Annotated in this window: 25 protein-coding genes; 10 read left to right on the top strand and 15 right to left on the bottom strand. The window is 65.6% G+C overall.

Annotated features, from left to right (window positions below):
* Window positions 1-75 precede the first annotated feature (75 nt).
* From MJ956_RS04545 to MJ956_RS04535, 3 genes are read left to right on the top strand one after another with little or no spacing between them, the layout of a single operon-like run.
* On the top strand, window positions 76-1,923 hold the full coding sequence (locus MJ956_RS04545; RefSeq protein WP_253963287.1) for a tetratricopeptide repeat protein: 1,848 nt from the start codon (window positions 76-78) through the stop codon (window positions 1,921-1,923).
* A 17-nt stretch (window positions 1,924-1,940) separates the two neighbouring features.
* Window positions 1,941-2,825: a 4-(cytidine 5'-diphospho)-2-C-methyl-D-erythritol kinase gene (locus tag MJ956_RS04540; RefSeq protein ID WP_253963286.1), complete on the top strand. Its 885-nt coding sequence runs from the start codon at window positions 1,941-1,943 to the stop codon at window positions 2,823-2,825.
* An 18-nt stretch (window positions 2,826-2,843) separates the two neighbouring features.
* Entirely contained in the window at window positions 2,844-3,344 is a 501-nt protein-coding gene (locus MJ956_RS04535) for a molybdenum cofactor synthesis domain-containing protein (RefSeq protein WP_253963285.1), read from the top strand.
* A 12-nt stretch (window positions 3,345-3,356) separates the two neighbouring features.
* Here MJ956_RS04535 and MJ956_RS04530 read toward each other — a convergent pair whose 3' ends face one another.
* On the bottom strand, window positions 3,357-3,884 hold the full coding sequence (locus MJ956_RS04530) for a glycosyl transferase family 2 (protein ID WP_253963284.1): 528 nt from the start codon (window positions 3,882-3,884) through the stop codon (window positions 3,357-3,359).
* A gap of 125 nt (window positions 3,885-4,009) precedes the next feature.
* On the opposite strand from MJ956_RS04530, the gene MJ956_RS04525 reads away from it, so the two are divergent.
* Together MJ956_RS04525 and MJ956_RS04520 are read left to right on the top strand one after the other, a co-directional pair.
* Window positions 4,010-5,167: a PA0069 family radical SAM protein gene (locus MJ956_RS04525; protein WP_253963283.1), complete on the top strand. Its 1,158-nt coding sequence runs from the start codon at window positions 4,010-4,012 to the stop codon at window positions 5,165-5,167.
* A gap of 114 nt (window positions 5,168-5,281) precedes the next feature.
* The gene (locus MJ956_RS04520; RefSeq protein WP_423724798.1) at window positions 5,282-5,992 is read left to right on the top strand and encodes a ribonuclease HII; all 711 of its coding nucleotides are present in this window, start codon (window positions 5,282-5,284) and stop codon (window positions 5,990-5,992) included.
* Between the two features lie 110 nt (window positions 5,993-6,102).
* Here MJ956_RS04520 and MJ956_RS04515 read toward each other — a convergent pair whose 3' ends face one another.
* The 8 genes from MJ956_RS04515 to MJ956_RS04480 form a co-directional block, all read right to left on the bottom strand.
* Complete coding sequence (locus MJ956_RS04515) at window positions 6,103-6,582, bottom strand: F0F1 ATP synthase subunit B (protein ID WP_253963282.1); 480 nt, start codon at window positions 6,580-6,582, stop codon at window positions 6,103-6,105.
* Window positions 6,583-6,592: 10 nt separating this feature from the next.
* Window positions 6,593-7,198: a F0F1 ATP synthase subunit B gene (locus MJ956_RS04510; protein ID WP_253963281.1), complete on the bottom strand. Its 606-nt coding sequence runs from the start codon at window positions 7,196-7,198 to the stop codon at window positions 6,593-6,595.
* A gap of 73 nt (window positions 7,199-7,271) precedes the next feature.
* Window positions 7,272-7,499 (bottom strand): F0F1 ATP synthase subunit C, encoded by a 228-nt coding sequence (locus MJ956_RS04505; RefSeq protein WP_206455757.1) that lies wholly within the window; start codon window positions 7,497-7,499, stop codon window positions 7,272-7,274.
* An 82-nt stretch (window positions 7,500-7,581) separates the two neighbouring features.
* Window positions 7,582-8,340, bottom strand: a complete 759-nt coding sequence (locus tag MJ956_RS04500; protein ID WP_253963280.1) for a F0F1 ATP synthase subunit A — start codon at window positions 8,338-8,340, stop codon at window positions 7,582-7,584.
* A gap of 162 nt (window positions 8,341-8,502) precedes the next feature.
* The gene (locus tag MJ956_RS04495; protein WP_253963279.1) at window positions 8,503-8,874 is read right to left on the bottom strand and encodes an AtpZ/AtpI family protein; all 372 of its coding nucleotides are present in this window, start codon (window positions 8,872-8,874) and stop codon (window positions 8,503-8,505) included.
* A gap of 67 nt (window positions 8,875-8,941) precedes the next feature.
* The gene (locus MJ956_RS04490) at window positions 8,942-9,964 is read right to left on the bottom strand and encodes a TerC/Alx family metal homeostasis membrane protein (RefSeq protein WP_253963278.1); all 1,023 of its coding nucleotides are present in this window, start codon (window positions 9,962-9,964) and stop codon (window positions 8,942-8,944) included.
* Between the two features lie 436 nt (window positions 9,965-10,400).
* Window positions 10,401-11,618: a sensor histidine kinase gene (locus tag MJ956_RS04485; protein ID WP_253963277.1), complete on the bottom strand. Its 1,218-nt coding sequence runs from the start codon at window positions 11,616-11,618 to the stop codon at window positions 10,401-10,403.
* 269 nt (window positions 11,619-11,887) lie between these two features.
* Window positions 11,888-12,868 carry an aldo/keto reductase gene (locus tag MJ956_RS04480; RefSeq protein WP_253963276.1) on the bottom strand — a complete coding sequence of 327 codons (981 nt, stop codon included), beginning with the start codon at window positions 12,866-12,868 and terminating at the stop codon, window positions 11,888-11,890.
* 273 nt (window positions 12,869-13,141) lie between these two features.
* On the opposite strand from MJ956_RS04480, the gene MJ956_RS04475 reads away from it, so the two are divergent.
* The 3 genes from MJ956_RS04475 (at window position 13,142) to MJ956_RS04465 (ending at window position 17,169) form a co-directional block, all read left to right on the top strand.
* Window positions 13,142-15,679, top strand: a complete 2,538-nt coding sequence (locus MJ956_RS04475) for a heavy metal translocating P-type ATPase (RefSeq protein WP_253963275.1) — start codon at window positions 13,142-13,144, stop codon at window positions 15,677-15,679.
* 56 nt (window positions 15,680-15,735) lie between these two features.
* Complete coding sequence (locus MJ956_RS04470) at window positions 15,736-16,218, top strand: DUF305 domain-containing protein (protein ID WP_253963274.1); 483 nt, start codon at window positions 15,736-15,738, stop codon at window positions 16,216-16,218.
* 210 nt (window positions 16,219-16,428) lie between these two features.
* A complete protein-coding gene (locus MJ956_RS04465; RefSeq protein WP_253963273.1) occupies window positions 16,429-17,169 on the top strand; it encodes an L-2-amino-thiazoline-4-carboxylic acid hydrolase in 741 nt (246 codons plus the stop codon).
* A gap of 142 nt (window positions 17,170-17,311) precedes the next feature.
* Here MJ956_RS04465 and mmsB read toward each other — a convergent pair whose 3' ends face one another.
* Genes mmsB through MJ956_RS18875 form a run of 4 tightly spaced genes read right to left on the bottom strand, consistent with a single transcriptional unit; the run spans window position 17,312 to window position 20,723 of the window.
* Window positions 17,312-18,175, bottom strand: a complete 864-nt coding sequence (gene mmsB, locus MJ956_RS04460; RefSeq protein ID WP_253963272.1) for a 3-hydroxyisobutyrate dehydrogenase — start codon at window positions 18,173-18,175, stop codon at window positions 17,312-17,314.
* Window positions 18,172-19,233, bottom strand: a complete 1,062-nt coding sequence (locus tag MJ956_RS04455) for an enoyl-CoA hydratase/isomerase family protein (RefSeq protein WP_253963299.1) — start codon at window positions 19,231-19,233, stop codon at window positions 18,172-18,174. The genes mmsB and MJ956_RS04455 overlap by 4 nt, the downstream gene beginning before the upstream one ends.
* Before the next feature lie 5 nt (window positions 19,234-19,238).
* Window positions 19,239-20,381: an acyl-CoA dehydrogenase family protein gene (locus MJ956_RS04450; RefSeq protein WP_253963271.1), complete on the bottom strand. Its 1,143-nt coding sequence runs from the start codon at window positions 20,379-20,381 to the stop codon at window positions 19,239-19,241.
* 42 nt (window positions 20,382-20,423) lie between these two features.
* Entirely contained in the window at window positions 20,424-20,723 is a 300-nt protein-coding gene (locus MJ956_RS18875) for a hypothetical protein (protein ID WP_253963301.1), read from the bottom strand.
* On the opposite strand from MJ956_RS18875, the gene MJ956_RS18870 reads away from it, so the two are divergent.
* Both MJ956_RS18870 and MJ956_RS04435 read left to right on the top strand, forming a co-directional pair.
* A complete protein-coding gene (locus tag MJ956_RS18870) occupies window positions 20,616-20,861 on the top strand; it encodes a BrnT family toxin (RefSeq protein WP_253963298.1) in 246 nt (81 codons plus the stop codon). The two genes, MJ956_RS18875 and MJ956_RS18870, sit on opposite strands and share 108 nt — an antisense overlap.
* A complete protein-coding gene (locus MJ956_RS04435) occupies window positions 20,791-21,054 on the top strand; it encodes a BrnA antitoxin family protein (protein ID WP_253963270.1) in 264 nt (87 codons plus the stop codon). Before MJ956_RS18870 ends, MJ956_RS04435 begins: the two co-directional genes overlap by 71 nt.
* A gap of 33 nt (window positions 21,055-21,087) precedes the next feature.
* On the opposite strand, the gene rpe is transcribed toward MJ956_RS04435, so the two are convergent.
* The gene (gene rpe / locus MJ956_RS04430; protein WP_253963269.1) at window positions 21,088-21,756 is read right to left on the bottom strand and encodes a ribulose-phosphate 3-epimerase; all 669 of its coding nucleotides are present in this window, start codon (window positions 21,754-21,756) and stop codon (window positions 21,088-21,090) included.
* Window positions 21,753-22,712 (bottom strand): CbbX protein, encoded by a 960-nt coding sequence (cbbX, locus tag MJ956_RS04425; RefSeq protein ID WP_253963297.1) that lies wholly within the window; start codon window positions 22,710-22,712, stop codon window positions 21,753-21,755. Before cbbX ends, rpe begins: the two co-directional genes overlap by 4 nt.
* Between the last annotated feature and the right edge of the window lie 108 nt (window positions 22,713-22,820).

Here is a 22,820-nt window from a genome sequence, read left to right as displayed (position 1 = left end):
AAGGTGAGCCAGGATTTCGGCAACAAGCCGCCGCGCGTTATCGCTGGCCGGCGCGGCCCGGAAAGAGGATTTTACGTGCAGACATCGCGCTTTCTGACGTTGCTGACAGCCACTGCCCTGTTCGCCGCCACGGCGGCCCCTGCCGCGCGTGCCGCGGGAACCCGCGCGGAGGGAGCCAAGGCGGGAATGGCCCAGGCCCAGTCCCTGTCGGGCGCCTATCTGGCCGCCAAATCGGCGCAGCGCGACGGCGACCTCGAAGCCGCCACCGATTTCTTCGCGCAGGCCCTGTCGATGGATCCGACCTCCAACCTGTTGCGGCAGGACGCGATGTTCGCCTTTCTCGCCGACGGGCGCTTCAAGGACGGCGTCGACATGGCAGCGAAGCTGCGCGACGCGCCGGAGGCCAGCAAGGTCGCGCGCATGGCGCTGGGTGTCGATGCCCTGGGTCGCGGCAATTTCGATGCCGCTATCGCCGAGTTCGACCTGCCCAATCCGAGCGATCTCGACGCGTTGCTCATCGGCCAGTTGATCGCCTGGTCGGAACTCGGCGCCGGACGGATCGACGCCGCCCTGTCCCGCCTCGACGAACTGGACGGCGCACCCTGGTTCGCGATCTTCAACAACTACCAGAAGGGCCTCATCGCCGATGTTGCCGGGCGCCCGGACGTCGCCCGCGTCGCGCTTCGCAAGGTCGTCGACGACCAGGAATCGGCCCGCACCTCGCCGGACGCCAACCACGCGGCCGCCGAAGCGCTTGCGCGGCTGGAAACGCGCACCAGCAACACCGATGCCGCGCTCGAGGCGATCGAGGCCGGGCTGGAACTCGTGCCGACCTACGATCCGCTATTGCATCTGAAGGAACGCGTCGAGAAGGGCGAGACGATCGAGCCTGCCATCGCTACTGTTCAGGAAGGCGCCGCCGAGACGCTCTACATCCTCGGCCAGGCGATCAATCGGGGCGATGGTCAGCAGGTCGCGCTGTTGTATTTTCAACTGGCCCGAGCCCTCGCGCCGCGTAATCCGGCGCTCCTGACCGCCCTTGCCGGCATCGCCGAGCGTTCCGAACAGCTGGATCTGGCGATTTCCTACTATCGGGAAATCCCGGAAAACTCGGCCTATCGGCGCACCGCCGAACTGCAGATCGGCCTCGACCTTTGGTATGCCGAGCGCAAGGACGAGGCCAAGGCCCATCTGACCCGGGCGGTGCGCGACTTTCCGGACGACATCAAGGCTCATACCGCGCTCGCCGATGTCCTTGCCGCCGACAAGGACTACGCGGAGGCCGCCAAGACCTTGAACAAGGCGATCGCTCTTTCCGAACCCGGACAGACGGCGAACTGGAACCTCTACTACCAGCGCGGCATCGCCTTTGAACGGACCAAGCAGTGGGACAAGGCCGAGGCCGATTTCAAGACGGCACTCGAACTCTCGCCGAACCAGCCGCAGGTCCTGAACTATCTCGGCTATTCGTGGGTCGACATGAACGAGAACCTGAAAGAGGGTCTCGACATGATCAGGAAGGCCGTCGAGTTGCGGCCGAACGACGGCTACATCATCGATTCGCTCGGCTGGGCGTATTTCCGCCTCGGCCGGTTCGAGGAGGCCGTCGAGCAACTCGAACGCGCGGTGCTGATAACGCCGATGGATCCGACCATCAACGACCATCTCGGCGACGCCTACTGGCGGGTCGGCCGCACGCGGGAAGCGCGTTTCCAGTGGGAGCGCGCCCTCGTCGGCGAGCCGAAGCCGGAACGGGAGGCCGCCCAGACCATCCGCGCCAAGCTGGCGAGAGGCCTCGACCCGGCGGATGTGAAAGCCAAGGCACCCTCCGGCGCTGCGGCGACGAATACCGAGCGGGCGGCTCGCAACAGCGCCGCGAACGATCCCGTCAAGACGCCCGGCTCCGGCACCAAGGCCGATTGAGCCCGGGCACCGGGCCCTTGCCGCCCCTCGCGATACCGCCGACCCGGCTGCTCGCCCCGGCCAAGATCAACCTGGCCCTGCATGTCGTCGACCGCCGCGCCGACGGCTACCACTGTCTGGAAAGTCTGGTCGTCTTCGCCGCCGATACCGGCGATCGCGTCACGGTCGCGCCAGCGTCCGCCGCACAGGATAGGCTGGAGGTCGGCGGCCCTTTTGCCGCCTTTGTGCCCGCCGGCGCCGACAACATCCTGCTGCGCGCGGCCAGCTTCGCCCGGACAGTGCTGGCCGAACGAGATCTGGCGTTGCCGCCGCTGGCGATCCATCTCGACAAGCGGCTTCCGGTCGCCGCCGGCATCGGCGGCGGATCGGCGGACGCGGCGGCGCTTCTGCGCATGATCGCGGATCGCGCGCCCGATGCGGCGAAGCGCCTCGCGCGGGAATCGATCGCGCTCGGCGCCGACGTCCCGATGTGTCTCGACGGGCGGCCCGCGCTGATCAGCGGGATCGGCGAAACCGTTTCGCCGCTGACGGGTCTTCCTTCCCTGCCCTTGCTCATGGTCAACCCGCGCGCGCCGGTATCGACCGCGGACGTCTTCGCGAGGGTGCCGCGTCGCGACAACCCGCCCTTGCCACCGTTGCCGCCGGGCGGATTCCCGGATATTGCGGCACTCGCCACATGGCTTTCGCGGACCCGCAACGATCTGGAGCCGACGGCGGTGGACATGGTCCCGGCGATCGCCACCGTACGCCGACGGCTTATCGCCGAAGGGGCCCGCTTCGCCCGCATGTCCGGCTCCGGCGCGACGGTCTTCGGCCTCTTCGAGGATGAAGACCACATGCGACGGGCGCGAAGCCGGATTGAAGCCGCCTGTCCCGGCTGGTGGGTGTCGGGAGCGAACTGATACGAGGACCTGCGCGACATGAACACGGAAAAGCCCTTCATTCCCCTGTCGATCGCGGTCCTGACCGTGTCCGATACGAGGCGCATCGAGGACGACAAGTCCGGCGCCGTTCTGGTCGAGCGTCTGGAAGCGGCCGGCCATCGGCTCGCCGACCGCGGAAGCCAACGCGACGAGGTCGACGTCGTCATCACCACGGGCGGCACGGGTTTCACCGGTCGCGACGTCACCCCGGAGGCGCTGGAGCCACTGTTCGAAAAGCGCATGGACGGCTTTTCAGCCGTCTTCCACCGGATTTCCTTCGACAAGATCGGCGTCTCGACGATCCAGTCCCGCGCCACCGGCGGGGTCATCGCCGCCACCTTCGTCTTCGTGCTTCCCGGCTCGCCAGGCGCCTGTCGCGACGGCTGGGATCACATTCTCGAGGCGCAGCTCGATTACCGGCATAAGCCGTGCAACTTCGTCGAGATCATGCCGCGGCTCGACGAGCATCTGCGCCGCGGCGGTGGCGGTCCCGCCTGATACCACGGCGGTTTACCTTGCCCGGAGCGCCGGCCTGATCTCCACGGCCAGACGCTCGACCGCCACGCCCTTGGCCACTTCCTCCAGATTGAAGGCGAGCCTGGACAAGCCGATCGCCTGCGGCTTTTGCACCAGGAAGCCCTCCGCGAGCGCGGTGCGGATCTGCCGGAACCGTTGCAGGAAGCCCGGCCGGTCCATCCGCGCCCGGCGAAACCGCGCCGGCGCGATCTTCGCGGTCCCCCGCGCCACTTCGTCGGCATGTTCCACGACGGCGCCGATCCATCCCGGCATCAGTCGGGCACCGGGCTCCAACAGCAACAGCCACTCGCCCTTGGCCGTCTCGATCGTGGGACGGAACTCCTCTTCCGAGACCACCCGGCAGCCGGCATGATCGGCGACCCGATGCGCCTGCGGCCCCATCCCCCGATCGACCAGCACCACCTCCCGGACGACACCTTCGACCGCCCCCGGGACGAGCGTGGCAAGACTCGTCGCAAGCTGTTTGTCGTCCGGTCCGCAATCCATCAACACGCTGAGCATGTTCCCCCTTTAGCGGAGCCAGCCGTCGAAAACCAGCGGCGGAACGTTTTTGTTCTTGTATTGTTCTAATCGTCGGATTAGGACTCTATTCATACATCGATAGAGCGAGCCGGAAGATTCCTACCATGCAGGACATCAAGAGCGCCGATCGCGCGGCCTTCGCCGCCCCGGACGGCATCGACATCGCCAATCACATCATCGCCGAATCCGGTCTGCGGATCGGCTTCGAGCGGCGGCGCGGCCGCGGCGCGGGCGTGAATCCGAGCGGCCGTTACGAGCCCTTCGCGCGCAGCGCCTTCGACGACGGCTGGAACAGTCTCGACGAGTTGCCGGCATTCAAGACCGACGTGCAGGTCGAGAAGCCGAAGACGATCATCACCCGCAACAATTCGCCCGACATCTCGTTCGACCGCTCGATCAATCCGTATCGGGGCTGCGAGCACGGCTGCGTCTATTGTTTTGCGCGGCCGACCCACGCCTATATGGGACTTTCCGCCGGGCTGGACTTCGAATCGAGACTGTTCGCCAAGCCGAATGCCGCCGAACTTCTGGAACGGGAATTGTCGAAGCCCGGCTACGAGGTTCGCTCCATCGCCATAGGCACCAATACCGACCCCTATCAGCCGGTCGAGAAGACGTGGCGGATCATGCGCGAAATCCTCGAAGTGCTGGAGGCGGCGAATCATCCGGTGGGGATCGTCACCAAATCGGCTCTCGTCCTGCGCGACATCGACATTCTCCAGCGCATGGCGGCCAAGGGATTGGCGAAGGTCGCCCTGTCCGTAACCACGCTCGACCGCACTCTTGCCAGGGCGATGGAGCCGCGCGCGGCAACGCCGGCAAAGCGGCTGGACGCGGTCAAGGCGCTCAGCGAGGCCGGTATTCCGACGACGGTGATGATGGCGCCGATCATCCCCGGCCTGACCGATTCGGAAATCGAACGGGTGCTCGAATCGGCCAGCACGGCCGGCGCCCGCGATGCCGGCTACGTGCTCTTGCGCCTGCCGCTCGAAGTTTCGCCGCTGTTCAAGGAATGGCTGCTGCGTCATTACCCCAACCGCTACCGGCATGTCCTGTCGCTGCTGCGCTCGATGCGGGACGGCAAGGACTATGACGCGGAATGGGGCAAGCGGATGCGCGGGAATGGCCCCTATGCGTTCCAGATCCGGCGGCGCTTCGAAATGACGGCCCGGCGGTTGGGCCTCAACCAGACCCGCACCGAACTCAGATGCGACCGGTTCACGCCGCCGAAGGGGGCCGGCGTCCAGCTTGCGCTGCTCTGATCCCAGCCCCGGGGAGGTCGCTCCCCGCTCGATCGTCTGGCCGCCGCCCCTCGCGGCTTGGCGCTCTCGCCGGTTCTTCCCCGGAACACGGCGAGACTTGTGGAGAATCGGAGAATGCGCGAGTCTTGCCGCATCATGGCTCGCCGTTCCTCCGATTCTCCCGTTGCATCCGGGCCCGCCGCGCGCCGCCAAGCCGCGGCGCGCCGCGGACCGGACCTTATCCGGGAAACCGTTCTGCTCGAAGGCGGCTTGCGCCGCATTGCCGGCATCGACGAGGCCGGACGCGGGCCTCTGGCCGGTCCCGTGGTGGCGGCGGCGGTCGTTCTCGACCGCGACCGGTTGCCGACCGGGCTCGATGATTCCAAGAAGCTGGATGCCGCCGAGCGTCAGCGTCTGTTCGCTGAAATTCTCGCATCGGCCCATGTCGGCATCGCGTCGGCGAGCGCTGTTGAGATCGACCGCTTCAACATTCGTGGCGCGACGTTGATCGCCATGCGGCGCGCGCTGCACGCGCTTCCGGAGACCGCGTGTCACGTCCTCGTCGACGGGCGTGACGTGCCGCCGCTGCTGCGCTGTCCCGGCACTGCCGTGATCGCCGGCGATGCGCTGTCGCTGTCCATCGCGGCCGCCTCGATCGTCGCAAAGGTCACCCGCGACCGCATCATGCGCCGCGCCTGCCGGGCTTTCGCCGGTTACGGCTTCTCCCGCCACATGGGCTATGGGACGCCCGAGCATCTCACGGCAATCGCCCGGCTGGGACCGACCCCGCTCCACCGGATGAGCTTCCGGCCGTTGCGCGCCGATCTTCTCGACGCCGCCGAATAGAGCGTCGGCTCCTCGCTCGGGCGCGAAGGACTACCGGGAACGAAAAAGGGCCGCCAATGGCGACCCCTTCGTCAAATTCTTTTCGCGCGCCGCGAGTGTCGCGGCGGCGCTCAGTTCAGGCGTTTGCGGACTTCGCCGATCGATTCGTCGATGAAGCGGCCGGCCTCGCTTCCCGAATTGCGGTCCGCCAGAACCTTGGCGGCCGCCGAGATCGCGATATCAACGGCCGATGCTCGCACCTCGGCGACGGCATCGCTTTCGGCCTGGGCGATCTTGGTTTCCGCCATGGCCGTGCGCCGCACGACATATTCCTCGTTCTTGCGATTGGCGTCCTCGAGCAACAGCGCCGCTTCCCGCTTGGCGGCCGCGACAATGTCCTTGGCTTCCTGCTCGGCCTCCTGGCAACGACGCTGATATTCGGCCAGCTGCTGCTTGGCCTCCTCCTTCAGCTCCCGCGCTTCCTCAATCTCGTCGCGGATCCGCGCCGCCCGGTCGTCGAGCGTCTTGCCGACCTTGGCCGGTGCCTTCACATACCAGACGAGTGCCAGAAAGATGACGAGGGCGGCGAAGGCCCAGAATGAATCGTCCATCGTCGTCTCCTCAGCTACGGACGGCCGACACGGCGCCGGCGACTTCCTCGCGCGAGACGTCGAGCTGCGCGACCTCGCGCAGGATGGTTTCGGCCGTGTCCTCTGCGATGACGCCGACATCCTTCATCGCCTCGGCCTTGATCTCGGCGATGCGGGTCTGGGCCGCTTCCAGTTTCTCGTCGAGCTGCCGGTCAAGCCGCTTGCGCTCCTGCTCGGCGTCCTCGCGCGCTGAATCGCGAGCCTCATGGGCGATCTTGTGGGAGCGATCGCGGGCCTCCGCCAGTTCCTGCTCGTAGGCTGCCTGGGCTTCGTCCGCATCGGACTTCATCCGCTCGGCGGCCTCGAGATCAAGCGCGATGCGATCGCGCCGATTTTCCAGGACGCCCGCGATCCGCGGCAGAATCACCTTCTGCAGAACCAGATAGAAGACGCCGAAGGTGATCGCCAGCCAGAGTAGCTGCGAGGCGAAGAATTCGCTGTTGAACGGCGGGAAAACGCCTTCCTGTTCGCCTTCGATGGCGATCGTCTCGCCATGCGCGGCCGCCGTTTCGCTGGCGGGAGGCAGATCGATGGCGTCTGGATTTTCGGTCTGCGCCAAGGCTTGACTTACGAACATCGGTGGCTCCGGCAAAGCGGACCGGCGGCAGGATTTGCCGCCGGTCGTCTCGTCTCAGAATGGCGAATGCCGATCAGACGGCGAACAGCAGCAGCAGCGCGACCAGCAGCGCGAAGATGCCGAGCGCTTCCGTCACCGCGAAGCCGAAGATCAGGCGGCCGAACTGGCCGTCGGCGGCCGACGGATTACGCAGCGCGCCCGCCAGATACTGACCGAAGATGGTGCCGAGGCCGATGGCCGCGCCGCCCATGCCGAGCGTTGCGAGACCGGCGCCGATGAACTTTGCTGCGTCCGCTTCCATGTCGAAACTCCTTTGAAATTGTCCGATTGCGGTGGATGTCGGCGACCTTTCGGCCGCCATGGGTTTGCCTGAAGGCCTGTTCTCAGTGGCCCGGATGGATCGCGTCGTTCAGATACATGCAGGTCAGGACGGCGAAGACGTAAGCCTGCAGCGCGGCGACCAGGAATTCGAGCGCCGTCAGCGCGACCGCCATGGCCAGCGGCAGAATCGATCCGGCGATCCCGAGCGCGCCGAAGGCGCTCAGCGACACGACGAATCCGGCGAAGACCTTCAGCGTGATGTGGCCTGCCAGCATGTTGGCGAAGAGACGAACCGAGAGCGAGACCGGCCGGGACAGGAACGAGATCACCTCGATCATGACCACCAGCGGCAACAAGACCCCGGGCACGCCCTCCGGCACGAAGAGTTTGAAGAAGCCAAGCCCGTGCTTCATGAAGCCGTAGACGACGACCACGCCCATCACCAGCATCGCAAGGGCGAAGGTCACGATCAGATGGCTGGTCACCGTGAAGAAATACGGCACCATTCCCAGAAGGTTCGCCACCAGGATGAACATGAACAGCGAGAACACGAAAGGGAAGAATTTCATTCCCCCGGTGCCCGCCGCATCGCGCAGCATGTTGGCGACGAACTCGTAGGACAGCTCCGTGACCGACTGCACACGGCTCGGCACGAGGCCGCGACCCCGCGTCGAATAATACAGGAAGGCCGTCGTGATCGCGACGGTCAGCACCATGAACAGGGCAGAATTGGTGAACGAGAAATCCAGATTGCCGATCTCGATCGGCACAATCTTGGAAATCTGAAACTGGTGGATCGGATCGGTTGGGTTGGTTGCCAAACTCTCGGGCCCTTCATCGATTCACGGCGTGGCCCGGCGAGGGCCGCCATGCCCATAGCGTCCCCAACGGCGCTTCGCAACACCCTAGAGCATCAGATGATAATTCGTTCGATGTTCCGGAAGCGAGTTTGCCCGGTGCCGGCTGTTCCGCGAGGCGTTCTGTCACGGCGGACCAGGGTCGCCGCGCGAGCTGTTGCCGGAAATCCCCCGGATGACGTTCAAGACGCCCGCGGCGAATCCGAGCAGCAGAAAGACGATGAGACCGAAGGGGCTGGTGCCGGCGAACTGGTCGATGAAATACCCGATCGCCGCGCCGACGATGATGCCGGCGACGAACTCGCTGGCGACCTTGAGGCCCTGGGCGGCCCCTCGCATGCCCTGGGAGCGGTTCGCCGGCTCGCGATTTTCAGGCAGGCGCCGGCGCTGTTCGGCCAGCCGCTTAGCCAGCGTGTCGCGTCGCGCCGACCATTCGGCATCCTCGCCGGAGGGCCGCGTCTCCGGCTCGACGCCTGTCGGGTCGCTTCCCGATGTCATTGGCAATTCCCCGTTTTCCATCGATGCTTTTGCGGCGGCACGCCGCAAGCGGCAACGATTGCGGTCGTCAGACCTGCTTTTCGGCCCGCGCCGGATTCTTGCCGTGGCTCGCTCCATTCCGGCTTGCGATGAGACTTGCGACCGTCGTGATGGCGAGAATGGACACGATGATCCCCAGCGACAGCCAGGTCGAGATGTGCGGCACCGCGTCGATGCCCGCCCCGCCATTGATGAAGGGCAGCGTGTTCTTCTCCATGGCGTGGAAGATCAGCTTGACCCCGATGAAGGCAAGGATCAACGCCAGCCCGGCGCCCAGATAGACGAGACGATCGAGCAGGCCGCCGATCAGGAAATAGAGCTGGAGAAGCCCGAGCAGCGCGAAGGCGTTCGCCGTGAAGACGATGTAGGGCTCCTCGGTCAGGCCGTAGATCGCCGGGATCGAATCCAGCGCGAACAGAAGATCGGTGACGCCGAGCGCGACGATCACCACGAACATCGGCGTTACCAGCAAATGCCCCTTCTCGCGCACGAAGAGAGCCGCGCCGCGATAGTGGTCGGTGACGGCGAGCCGCCGCTCGACGAATTTGACCACGGCATTCGGTTCGTATTCCTCACCCTGGACATGGCCGCCGGTCAGGCTCTCCTTGGCCAATGTATAGGCCGTCCACAGAAGAAAGATGCCGAACAGATAGAACACCCAGGAAAACTGATCGATCGCGGCGGCGCCGATGGCGATGAAGATGCCGCGCATGACCAGCGCGATGACGATGCCGATCAAAAGCGCCTTCTGCTGGAAGTTCGCCGGCACCTGAAACTTCGCCATGATGATGACGAAGACGAACAGATTGTCGACCGACAGACTCTTTTCGGTGATGTATCCGGCGAGATATTCCACCCCGTGGTCGTGCCCCCAGACCCACCACAGCCCCGCGCCGAAGGCGAGCGCGACGACGACATAGAACGTCGACCAAACACCGGCTTCCCCGAGCGAGGGGTGGTGGAGCTTGCGGACGTGGAAAATAAAATCGAACACGAACAGCGCGGCGATCCCTCCGATCGTCGCCAACCACACCCACACTGGCACATCCATGCCATCACCTCGGGCAACCGGCCTAGGCCGTCAACGATAAGGACGCCTGCTTGGCGTTCGACCGGCTCGGTCTCGACAAGACATGATGGCCGAAGCCGTCCGCCCGTCGCATTCGGGACAGGCCCGGCCCGGCCCCGGAACTCACCCGTTCAGGAGCCGGACACCGTAGATGTGACGCCGGTGGCCGTTTGGAAAGGCGCGCGACATCGTTTCTGGTTTGCCGTCGCGCGATCCGCCGGGAAACCTGGATGGCTCGCCCGCCATCTGGTGCCCGACGCCAGTGCTATGATCTCGCCATCTGCATTCCGCTTGAAGCACCATGGCAAGCAAATATCGAAAACGAAGAAACTGTAGCAACCTTATGAATACGAATGATTTTTTGAATTTTACATTTGATCTCGGCTCCGCCCCATGTGGGGATGTCAAATGCGATCCACTAGGCAGGTAAAGGGCCGGCGAGCGGCGAGGATAGATTTTCCCAGATATCGTCGGCGGGATCGAGACCCGGACGATCCTTGCCTTTGGGGCTCGGAATTTCGGCAACGATCCGCGCGAGCGGGACCGTCAATTCGTAAGAAAGTCCGCCCGCCGTATGGTTTCGTTGCGCCGTGCCGTGCAACATCGCCGGGACCGCGCGGGTCAGCAGGGTTGTTCCAAATCCGCCGGACGGGGGAGCCTCCTTGGCGGCGCGGACACTGGAATCGGATTCTTGCCAGACGAAACGCAACGTCGCATCGGCCGCCGGGTCGCCGGTAATCTCCCAAGCCAGCCGCAAAGTTCCGTCGAGCGTGGCAAGCGCGCCGTATTTCACCGCGTTCGTCGCCAGTTCGTGGGTGGCAAGCGCGAGTTGCTGAGCGGCCTCGTTGGTGATCTCCACCTCGGGTCCGCCGATGACCACCCGCTCGCCGTAAGTCTCCGTGATCGGCTCGAGTTGACGGCGGACGACGCTGCCCAGTGTCGCATGGGCGCTCGAGGGATCGTCCATGACAGCCGCGGTCGCGTTCGAAAGCGCGTGGATGCGCCCGGAGAACCGCTCCACGAAGGCCTTGAGATCCGGTGCGCTGCGTGCGGTCTGACGCGCGAGCGAATCGACGACGGTGAGAAGATTGCGCCCCCGGTGCACGGCCTCCCGGGTGACGACCGTCAGTCTGCGGTTCGTCTCGGTTAGTTCCGCCGTGCGTTCCGCAACCTTCGCCTCAAGATCTCGCTGCGCCTCCTGCAATTGGGCCAGCGTTCGTTCATGCGCGGCGACTTCCGCGCGCAGTTGCGCGTTGGCCTCTTCCAGCTGCGATGGGCTGGGGATCGCGACGAGCCGGGGGATCAGAGAAAAAAGCACCACGGCGGTGATCGCCGAAACGACGCCAGTGAACAGCTTCACCAGGCCATGGAGCGGATAAATCGGCACCCAGAGCGTCAGGATCGAGATGAGATGGGTGATGCCGCAAAGCATGATGAAGGCCGCGAAGAGCGCCACGAGCTTGCGGTATCGCAGGTCCGGGCGCCGACGCAAAAACATCAGCAGCGCAATCGGAATCGCCGAATACGCGAGAAAAATCAGCAGATCCGAGCCCGCATAGAGTATCACCAGCCATGGCTGCCAATACAGGCAGTATCCGTGCGGCATGTAGGATGCGTAGTCGAGTAAGGCCTGCATGAGCAATCCGCCTTTAGTTGGCCGAGAGGGGACGGCCCAGCCACAGCAATCCGCCCTACCCATAGCCGAAAACGCCACGATCGCCATAGGCAAGAGCTTGAAATCGCGGGGATCGCCGGATCGATCCGCTGATCAGGGCCCCGCGCGCGGCAGCGGCTTCCAGCGCCGGGCAACCGCCGTGATTCCGACTTGGCCGCGATATCTTGTATTTCAGGCAAATGCCAGCGGTTCCCCTGGGAAGAGCCTGACGTGTCTCAAGGTGTATTCCCCTAGCTGAAACCGGCGACGGCCCGCGGCAGATAGGGCGCTTCCAGCGCCGCGATCTCGTCCGCGGTCAGCTCGATGTCGAGAGAGGCGACCGCGTCGTCGAGATGCCGCATCTTGGTCGCGCCGATGATCGGCGCGGTCACGCCCGGCTTCTGGCGCGTCCAGGCCAGCGCCACCTGGGCCCGAGCGACTCCCCGTGCCTTGGCGACCTCACCGACGGCGTCGACGATGGCCTTCTCGGCATCCTCGTCCACCCGGTAAAGCTTCTTGGCGACCTCGTCGGTGTCGAAACGCTTCGTCGCTTCGTCCCACGGACGGGTCAGGCGCCCGCGCGCCATCGGTGACCACGGGATGACGCCGATGCCCTCGTCGCGGCACAGCGGCAGCATCTCGCGCTCCTCCTCCCGGTAGAGCAGGTTGAGATGGTTCTGCATGGTCACGAATCGCGTCCACCCGTGCCTTTCCGACAGATGCAGCGCCTTGGCAAACTGCCAGGCGTGCATGGAGGACGCGCCGACATAGCGGGCCTTGCCGGCCTTGACGACGTCGTGCAGCGCTTCCAGCGTTTCCTCGATCGGCGTGCGGTAATCCCAGCGGTGGATCTGGTAGAGGTCGACATAGTCGGTGCCGAGCCGTTTCAGGCTCTTGTCGATCTCGCTGAAGATCGCCTTGCGTGACAGGCCCATACCGTTCGGGCCGTCATGCATGCGGTTGAACACCTTGGTGGCGATGACGAGCTCGTCGCGGTTGCCGAAATCCTTCAGCGCACGACCGACGATCTCCTCGCTGGTGCCAGCCGAATAGGCGTTGGCGGTGTCGAAAAAATTGATGCCGAGTTCGATCGCGCGGCGGATGAACGGTCGGCTCTCCTCTTCCGGCATCGACCAGGGATGGGTACCGGCGTCGGGTACGCCATAGCTCATGCAGCCGAGACAGAGCGGCGTGACATCGAGGCCGGTGCGGCCGAGCTTGATCGTCTTCATGAAGAATCCCCCTGCGAATGACGAGACACGCCGGAGGATGTCTCCTCAGTCCCCGCTTTCGCGGACCATACAGCGCAATTCGCCGAGGAAAAGTCCGCGCCTGCCAGAAACTGACCGATGGCAACGCTCGCGGCCGGCCGGCGGCCGATCATCCGGACCTCACCGCAGGGCTAACGATGACACCCCTTGACCTTCCAGCTACTGGAAGGACAAGATTGCGGGACCGACGGATTCATCTCGATTTCGCCTGCCACTTTTCAAGAAGGACGCTCCATGTCCAAGACCGACCTCCGCGACAGCGCCACCGTGCATGGCGGCGACGCGCATCGCCTTCCGCAATCGTCCAACTCCGAGTCAAGCGCCGACGCCGCCCTGTTCCGCGATCCGGTCTGCGGCATGACCGTCGATCCCGAGGCCGGCAAGCCAACCGCGCTTTATGACGGCCACACCTTCCACTTCTGCAGCGAGGGCTGCCGCACGAAATTCCAGGCGGCGCCCGAGGACTATGTCACCGCCAGGGATCCCGTCTGCGGCATGACCGTCGAGCGGGCGACCGCCAAGCACATGGCCAAGCATAAGGGCGAGCGATTCTATTTCTGCTCCGAGCGCTGTCATGAAAAATTCGAGGCGGAACCGGAGACCTATCTTGGCGACCGGCCCGCGCCGGAGCCGATGCCCGAGGGCACGCAGTATACCTGCCCGATGCATCCCGACATCATTCGGGACCATCCGGACGACTGCCCGATCTGCGGCATGGCGCTGGAGCCGATGGGCGTTCCCACCGGCGATGAAGGCCCCAATCCCGAGCTGGTCGACTTCAGCCGGCGGTTCTGGGTCGGCGCGGTGCTGACGGTGCCGCTGCTGATCGTCGCGATGGGCGAATATGTCGGCCTCGCCGTGCGCGGCTGGACCGGCGAGCACGCGGCGATGTGGATCGAGCTGATCCTCGGCACGCCGGTGATCCTGTGGGCCGGCTGGCCATTCCTGGTGCGCGGCTACAAGTCGTTCAGGACGATGAACCTCAACATGTTCAGCCTGATCGGCATGGGCGTGTTGGCGGCCTATCTGTTCAGCGTCGTCGCCGTCCTGTTCCCGCAGATCTTTCCGGCCGGCTTCCGCGACCCCGAGACCGGCACCGTCGGCGTCTATTTCGAGGCCGGCGCGGTGATCGTCGTCCTGGTCCTGCTCGGCCAGATTCTGGAACTCAGGGCGCGCGAGCGCACCGGTTCCGCGATCCGCGCGCTGCTCGATCTGGCCGCCAAGACGGCGCGGGTGATCCGGCCAGACGGCACCGAGGAGGAGATCCCGCTGGAGAATGTCGTGCTCGGTGACAAGCTGCGCGTGCGTCCTGGCGACAAGGTGCCGGTGGATGGCGAGGTGATTGAGGGCCGCTCCTCGATCGACGAATCGATGCTCACCGGTGAGCCGATCCCTGTCGAGAAGACGCCGGGCGACAAGGTCACCGGCGCCACCATCAACAAGAATGGCAGTCTGGTGATCGAGGCGAAGCGCGTCGGCAAGGACACGATGCTCAGCCAGATCGTCGAGATGGTTGCCAATGCCCAGCGCTCGCGGGCGCCGATCCAGAAGCTCGCCGATGCGGTGGCGGGATATTTCGTGCCGGCGGTGATCGCCGTCGCGATCCTGTCATTCATCGGCTGGGCGGTTTGGGGGCCGGAGCCGGCGCTCGCCTACGGTCTGGTCTCGGCGGTCGCGGTATTGATCATCGCCTGTCCCTGCGCGCTGGGGCTGGCGACGCCGATGTCGATCATGACGGCGACCGGGCGCGGCGCCCAGGCCGGCGTCCTGATCAAGAACGCCGAGGCGCTGGAGCGCTTCGCCAAGGTCGATACGCTGATCGTCGACAAGACCGGCACGCTGACCGAAGGCAGGCCGAAGCTGGTCGCGGTGCTGCCGGAATCGGGCGATGACGAGGCCGAGGTTTTGCGCCTCGCCGCTTCCCTGGAGCGCGGTTCCGAACACCCGCTGGCCGAGGCGATCGTCGCCGGGGCCGAGGAACGCGGAGTCACCCTCACCGAGGCGACCGACTTCGAGGCGATCACCGGCATGGGCGTGAAGGGCGCCGTCGACGGCAAGGCGGTGGCGCTCGGCAACGCGCGACTGATGGGCGAACTGGGCCTCGACGGGGCAGCGCTGATCGAGACCGCCAATTCCCGCCGCGATCAGGGCGAGACGGTGATGTTCGTCGTCGTCGAGGGAAAGATCGCCGGCCTTGTCAGCGTTGCCGATCCGATGAAGCAGACGACGCCCGCGGCGATCAAGGCGCTGCATGAGGAAGGCTTCCGAATCGTCATGGCGACCGGCGACAACGAGCGCACCGCCAGGGCGATCGCCGGCCGGCTCGGCATCGACGAGATCCGCGCCGAAGTGCTGCCCGAGGACAAGGCGCGTATCATCAGGGAGATGCAGGAAGAGGGCCGCAAGGTCGCGATGGCCGGCGACGGTGTCAACGACGCGCCGGCGCTGGCCCAGGCCGATGTCGGCATCGCCATGGGCACCGGCGCCGACGTCGCCATCGAGAGCGCCGGCATCACCCTGGTCAAGGGCAATCTCGACGGCATCGTACGGGCCCGCCGGCTGTCGCAGGCGACCATGCGCAACATCAAGCAGAACCTGTTCTTCGCGATGGTCTACAACACCGCCGGCGTGCCGGTGGCGGCGGGTGTCCTCTACCCGTTCCTCGGCCTTTTGATCTCGCCGGTCTTCGCGGCCGCCGCGATGAGCCTGTCATCGGTCTCGGTGATCGGCAACGCGCTCAGGCTCAGGTCGGTCCGTCTGGACCCTCGCTGACGACGCTCGCTCACGCCCTCACCCATTGGCTCAACCGCGAAAGGAAGATCTGACGCATGTCCCCCTACCTCAAACTGTTCCTCATGGTCGCAACGTCAGTCGTTCTGATGTTCGGCATTACCTACCTGGAAAGCTACGACATCATCGATCATGCGTTCTTCAGCGAGACGCGCGCCTATGTCGCCTTGCTGATGGGGTCGACGATGTTTGTGGTCATGCTGGCCTACATGATCGGCATGTTTCCCAACAAGGGCGCGAATATCGGCATTTTCGTCGGTGCCTTCCTGGCCTTCGCGGCCGTCCTCTATCTGGTGCGGAGCCAGGTGACGGTCGACGATGTCGATTACATGGAAGCGATGATTCCCCACCACTCCATCGCCATTCTGACCAGCGAGCGGGCGAAGATCACCGACCCCCGCGTTCGCAAACTGGCCGACGAGATCATCAAGGCCCAGGTACTGGAGATCGCCGAGATGAAGGCACTCATCGCCGATCTGGAGGGCGGGCCGAAGGCGACGCCGGAGATCGACGGCAAGTAGGCCCGCGTTTCGTGGCCACGACAATCGTCTCTCGTCGGTCTCGGTGATCGGCAGCGCGCCGCACCTGGCAGGCGTCAAGCTCAGAGCCTCCTGTCCCGCGGCAAGTCGTGCCGCGGGACGGGGGGTGATATACTGATCGTCTAAAAGCGCGAGCAGGAGGTGACCATGACACCCTCGGCCATGCGACACAGTCCGATTATCTGGAGAACCGTGCGGAGAGTGTTGCGGGCCATCGTGGCGCGCTCGGCCCGTCGCGTTCTCGCGACACGACGTGACGCCCGCGATCGGCCCGGCACGGACCGTTGGACGGCCGAAGCGGTGCGGCAGTTGCTCGCGGAGACCGAGCGGTGGGCCGAACGGCTGCGCCCCACGGCCAGGCTCGACGCGTTACCGAGCGTCGGCAACCGGCTGATGGTCGAGGCGGCGGTGCTGACCACGGCCGCCTATCGGGCGTTGCTTGATGAGGGACAGTCGCGGGAGGCAGCCACCGGTCTGGTCGCCGATATCGGCTGGGACGTCTATGCCGATTCGCTGAAACTCGCGTCGCTCCCCGCCAGAATCACCACCAGCAACCCGGGTGAACGACTGCAGCGGACGATCCGCCTGTTGCTGCGGTTCCCGTTCAGCGCCGCCGGTCCGAATGGCTACCAGGTGGAATCCTGGACCGAGGACGACCGGATCTTCACCCATTGGACCCGCTGCCCACCCCAGGAAATGGTCCGCCGGGTCATCGTAGAACAGGGCGACCGGGGCGATCTTGAGGCATTCCGGCAAAGCTGGTGCCGCTATGACTGGCCCGGCGCCGATCTGATCGCCGCCGATGGCCGGACGGGTCATTACCGGCGGACCCGCACCCTGTCCCACGGGGACGCCGTCTGCGACATGTGCTGGTTGGGAACGCCAGCAAAGCCCGGTGGCGGACAGGGTTCGGAGTCGGCGAGACAGCCGTGACGGCTCTCTCGGGGCCGGTCCGTTCGCGCGAGGGTGAGCGCAGCATCACTGCCGACACCGCCGCACGGCTCGCCCAGCCTCTCGACACCGGGATCGATCGGCGGCGACGTGTAAAAGAGCCCGGCCCGTTCGCCCGTCCACCTCAGCCCTTCGACAGCTTGTCGAGAATTGCGGAGAAATCGCGACCCTTGCCGCCGCCCGAACCGACGAAGGCGTCGTAGATGTCGCGGGCGTGGCGGCCGAGCTCGGTGTTCGCGCCAGCGCTTTCGGCCGCCTCCTGCGACAGGTTCAGATCCTTCAGCATCAGATCGGCGGCGAAGCCCGGCCTGTAGTCGTTGTCGGCCGGGCTTTTCGGCCCGATACCCGGCGCCGGGCAATAGGTGTTGATCGACCAGCACGAGCCGGACGTGGTCGAGGCCACGTCGAACATCGCCTGCCGGTCGAGGCCGAGCTTGTCGGCGAGATGAAACGCCTCGCAGACGCCGATCATCGAAATGCCGAGGATCATGTTGTTGCAGATCTTCGCAGCCTGTCCGGCGCCCGCCGCGCCGCAATGCACCGCCTTCTGGCCCATGATGTCGAACAGCGTCTTGCCCCTGGCGAAGGCGTCCTCGCCGCCGCCGACCATGAAGGTCAGCGTACCGGCCTCGGCCCCTCCGGTGCCACCGGAGACCGGCGCGTCGAGCGACGGGAGCCCCGCCGCCTCGGCCAGCTGATGCGCCGCGCGGGCGCTGTCGACGTCGACCGTCGAGCAATCGATGACCAGCGCGCCCTTGTCAGCGACCTTGACGATGTCGGCATGGACGGCGCGGACGATCTCGCCGTTCGGCAGCATGGTGATCACGGCCTCCATGCCCCGCACCGCGCCCTCGGCGGAATCCGCCGGCGCGACGCCCTCGACCGCGACGCCGGCCGGATCGAAACCGGTCACCTCGTGGCCTGCCTTGGCAAGGTTCTTCGCCATCGGCGCGCCCATATTGCCGAGACCGATGAAACCGATCTTCATGCTCGATCCTCCCATTCGAGTTCGTTATCGCCGAGCGGCGCCAGCATCGCGTCCACCCGCTCTTGGCGCAGATCCTCGATGCGCGCCACCGACCATTGCGGCTGGCGGTCCTTGTCGATGACCGCCGCCCTGATGCCTTCGAGGAAGTCGCCCTCCTGCTGGCTGCGGCAGGTGAAGCGGTATTCGCGGGTCAGCGCGTTCTCGATCGTCGGATCGTCGCGCACGGCGCGCACGATCGCCAGCGTCGCCGCCACCGAGATCGGCGAGCCGCGCCGGATCGCCTTGAGCGTGGCCGCCGCGAATTCTCCGTTTTCCGCTTCCAGCGCGGCGACGACCTCGGCGGCCGATACCCCTGAAAACAGGCGGTCGATCGCCTCGCGCCGGACCGCCAGTTCGCCCTCGGGCGGCGTCTCGGCGAACTCATCGATCGTTGCGGCATCGCCGGTCGCGGCCAGCCGGGCGACGAGGCCGGCCAGGCGTTCGGACGGCACAAAAACATCCGCGAAGCCGGCGAGGATCGCGTCCGCCGACCCCATGCGGAAACCGGTCGTGCCGAGATATTCGCCGAGCCGCCCCGGCGCCGTCGCCAGGATCAGCGAGCCGCCGACGTCGGGCACCAGGCCGATGCCGCATTCCGGCATCGCCACCATCGCGCGTTCGGTGACGATGCGGTGGCCGCCATGCGCCGCCAGCCCGACGCCGCCGCCCATGACGATGCCGTCCATCACCGCCACATAAGGCTTGCGGTAATGCGCGATCAGCCGGTTGAGCCGGTACTCCTCGGCCCAGAAGCGCTGGCCATAGGCGAACTCGCCGGCGCGGCCGTGCTTGTAAAGCTCGGCAATGTCGCCGCCGGCGCAGAATGCCCGGTCGCCGGCGGCGTCGATGATCACCAGCGCCACGGCGTCGTCCACCGCCCAATCGCGCAGCGCCGCCTCGATCGCCCGCGCCATCTCCCAGGTCAGCGCGTTGAGCGCCTTGGGGCGGTTGAGGGTGATCCGTCCGGCCCGGCCCTCGACCCGGATCAGCACGTCGTCGGTCGTCGTCTCGTCCCGCATCGCGCTCACCCGTGCTCGGCCAGAAGCGCGCGAGCGGTGATCATCCGCATGATCTCGTTGGTGCCCTCGAGGATCTGGTGGACGCGGAGATCCCGAACGATCTTCTCGATGCCGTAATCGGCGAGATAGCCGTAGCCGCCATGCAGTTGCAGCGCCATGTTGGCGACGTTGAAGCTGGTATCGGTGACGAAGCGCTTGGCCATGGCGCAATGCTTGGTCGCGTCGGGCGCCTTGGTGTCCAGCTTCCACGCCGCCTGACGCAGGAAGATGCGCGCCGCCTGCAATTCGGTCTCCATGTCGGCGAGCCGGAATTGCAGCGCCTGGAACTCGGTGAGATTCTTGCCGAAGGCCTTGCGCTCCTTCATGTAGGCGACCGACTTGTCGAGCGCGGCCTGCGCCGCCCCGAGCGCGCAGGCGGAAATGTTCAGCCGGCCGCCGTCGAGCCCCATCATGGCGTAGGCAAAGCCCTTGCCTTCCTCGCCGAGCAGCGCGCCGCCCGGCACCTTGCAGTCCTCGAAGCGCACTTCGGCCGTCGGCTGGGCGATCCAGCCCATTTTCTTTTCCTGCGCCCCGAACGATAGACCCTCCGCGCCGCTCTCGACCAGGATCGCCGAAATGCCCTTCGGCCCCGCCTCGCCGGTCCGCGCCATGACGACATAGAGGTCGGAAAAGCCCGCGCCGGAGATGAAGCTCTTGGTGCCGTTCAGGACATAGCCGTTGCCGTCCGGCCTGGCGCTGGTCCGAAGCGCCGCCGCGTCCGAGCCCGAGCCCGGCTCGGTCAGGCAGTAGCTCGCGACGGCTTCCATGGAGGCCAGCTTCGGCAGCCATTCGGCGCGCTGTTCCTCGGAGCCGAACGAATCGATCATCCAGGCGACCATGTTGTGGATCGACAGGAACGCGGCGACCGACGGATCGCCATAGGACAGCGCCTCGAAGATCAGCGCCGCGTCGAGCCGCGACAGGCCCGAGCCGTAATCGTCGCGCACGACGATCGCCGCCATGCCGAGGCCGGCGAGTTCCTTCAGCACGTCGCGCGGCAGCGCCTTGTCTTCCTCCCAGCTTGCCGCGTGGGGCGCCATCTTCTGGGTGGCGAAATCCCGCGCCATCGCGAAGATCTGGCTCTGCTCGTCGGTCAGCGCGAAATCCACCGGCGTCTCCTCCCCTGCCGCGGCCGAGCCGCCAAGCCCGTATTACGTCGGGCCGTTCTCAAGAATAGGTCTAGGAGTCTCGGCGGATCGCATCAAGGGCGGGAGGAGTGCGACGCTTGCGGATGGGTACACAATTCGTGTATCATCCAGGCTTCGGCGGAGGGTCCATCCATCGAATTCGAATGGGATGATGCGAAGGCTGAGTCCAATCTCGATAAGCACGGTGTCGATTTCATCGATGCCGCGCAGATCTTCGCCGGACCGACCGTCGAAGCGATAGACGATCGCGCGGACTATGGTGAAATCCGAATTCGCTCCATCGGGCGGCGCGACGGCCAGCATGACGTCGTGATCTACACATTTCGAAACGGAACAAGACGCCTCATTTCGGCGAGAAAGGCGGGCAGACATGACCGAGACCGCTACGACAAGAGTATCGCTCGGCGATCTGCGGGGACGAAAGGGCCGAACGAAAGCTGATGCGCCGGAAGCTCCGGACCTCGGCCAGGATTTCTGGGACAAGGCGAAAATCGTTCAGCCGGAGCCCAAGAAGTCGGTGCATCTGCGGGTCGATGCCGATGTGCTGGATTTCTTCAAGGCGCAAGGCAAGGGCCATCTGACCCGGATGAACGCGGTCTTGCGCAGCTATGTCGAGGCGCGGCGCAGAAGCTAGGTGAATTGCCGGCGCGTCATCTCTTGATGGTCGTCATTCTCCCGCCGCATCCCGTATCGCCTTGATGTTCTCCGCGTAGCTCTCCTGGGTACCACCCTTGAAAACCGCAGAGCCGGCGACCAGCACGTCGGCACCGGCCTCGACCACCAGCGGCGCCGTCTGAGGCGTCACGCCGCCGTCGATCTCGATATGGATGTCGCGGTCGCCGATCATCGCCTTCACCCGCCGCACCTTGTCGACCACGGAGGGGATGAAGGCCTGGCCGCCGAAACCCGGATTGACCGTCATCAGAAGGACGAGGTCGAGCCGGTCGAGCACGTATTGGATGACGCTTTCCGGCGTCGCCGGGTTGAGCGAGACGCCGGCCTTCTTGCCGAGCGCGCGGATCGCCTGCAGCGAGCGGTCGAGATGCGTCGTCGCCTCGGCATGCACCGTGATGATGTCGCAGCCGGCTTCGGCGAAGGCTTCCAGATACGGGTCGCACGGCTCGATCATCAAATGGCAGTCGAACACCTTGTTCGATGCGCCGCGCACAGCCTGGATCACCGGCGGGCCGAAGGTGATGTTCGGCACGTAATGGCCGTCCATCACGTCGAGATGGATCCAGTCGGCGCCGGCCTTGTCGACGGCCGCGATCTCCTCGCCGAGGCGCGAGAAGTCGGACGAGAGGATCGAGGGGGCGATGATGACGGGCTTGGTCATGGGGTCTCCTGCATGCTGTCGTCGTCGCGGCCGGGCGGGTCGTCGAAGACGCGGCTGGCGGAAATGTCTTCCGCCTCGATGCGCGAAAGCGCCTCGGCGTTCAAGGGACCCTTGGCGTTTTCGAACAGCCGGTTGGCCTGCCTGAGCCGCGCCCGGTCGAGCGCGTTGCGGATCGAACGGGCATTGGCGAAATGCGGCTGCGCCCGGCGCCGCGCGATATAGCGCGCCAGCACCGCCTTCGCCTCGTTGCTGAGGTGATAGTTCTGCCGCTCCAGCATGCCGACCGAAATGCGCAGGAGCTCGTCGTCGGAATAGTCGGGGAAGTCGATGTGGTGGGCGATGCGCGAGCGAAACCCCGGATTCGATTCGAAGAATGTGTCCATCCGGTCGGCGTAGCCGGCAAGGATGACGACCAGATCGTCGCGCTGGTTCTCCATCACCTGCAGCAGGATCTCGATCGCTTCCTGGCCGTAGTCGCGCTCGTTCTCCGGCCGGTAGAGGTAATAGGCCTCGTCGATGAAAAGGACGCCCCCCATCGCCTTCTTGAGGATGTCCTTCGTCTTCGGCGCGGTGTGGCCGATATATTGGCCGACGAGATCGTCGCGGGTGACCGAGACGAGATGGCCCTTGCGGATGTAGCCGAGGCGATGGAGGAGGTTCGCCATCTTCATCGCCACCGTCGTCTTGCCGGTGCCGGGATTGCCGGTGAAGCTCATGTGCAGCGTCGGCGTCTCGTGGGCGAGGCCAAGCCGGCGGCGGGCCCGCTCGACCAGAAGCAGCGCCGCGGTCTCGCGAATCCGCTTCTTCACCGGCGCCAGCCCGATGAGATCGCGGTCGAGTTCCTCCAGCACGTCGCTGACGCCGGCGTCCTCGTATTCGCGCTTGAGGTCGACGGTGGTGGGCGCGGCTTCAGCCGCGGCGTCCCCGATCGTGGCCGCTTGCGGCTCCGCCGTCATCGTCGAGGGCGCGGTCTCGCGGTCGGACTTTCCGCCTTTGTTCAATTCGTCGAGGGAGCTCATTGGGTGACCTCCCGTTTGCCCGGCTTTGTGCCTCGGACTTGTCCG

This window comes from Aurantimonas marianensis, from assembly GCF_024195285.1.
In the GTDB taxonomy this organism is placed as follows: Bacteria; Pseudomonadota; Alphaproteobacteria; order Rhizobiales; family Rhizobiaceae; genus Aurantimonas; species Aurantimonas marianensis.
Note: the sequence above shows the minus strand (reverse complement) of the source record. Positions and strands in the feature narration are given on the sequence as shown.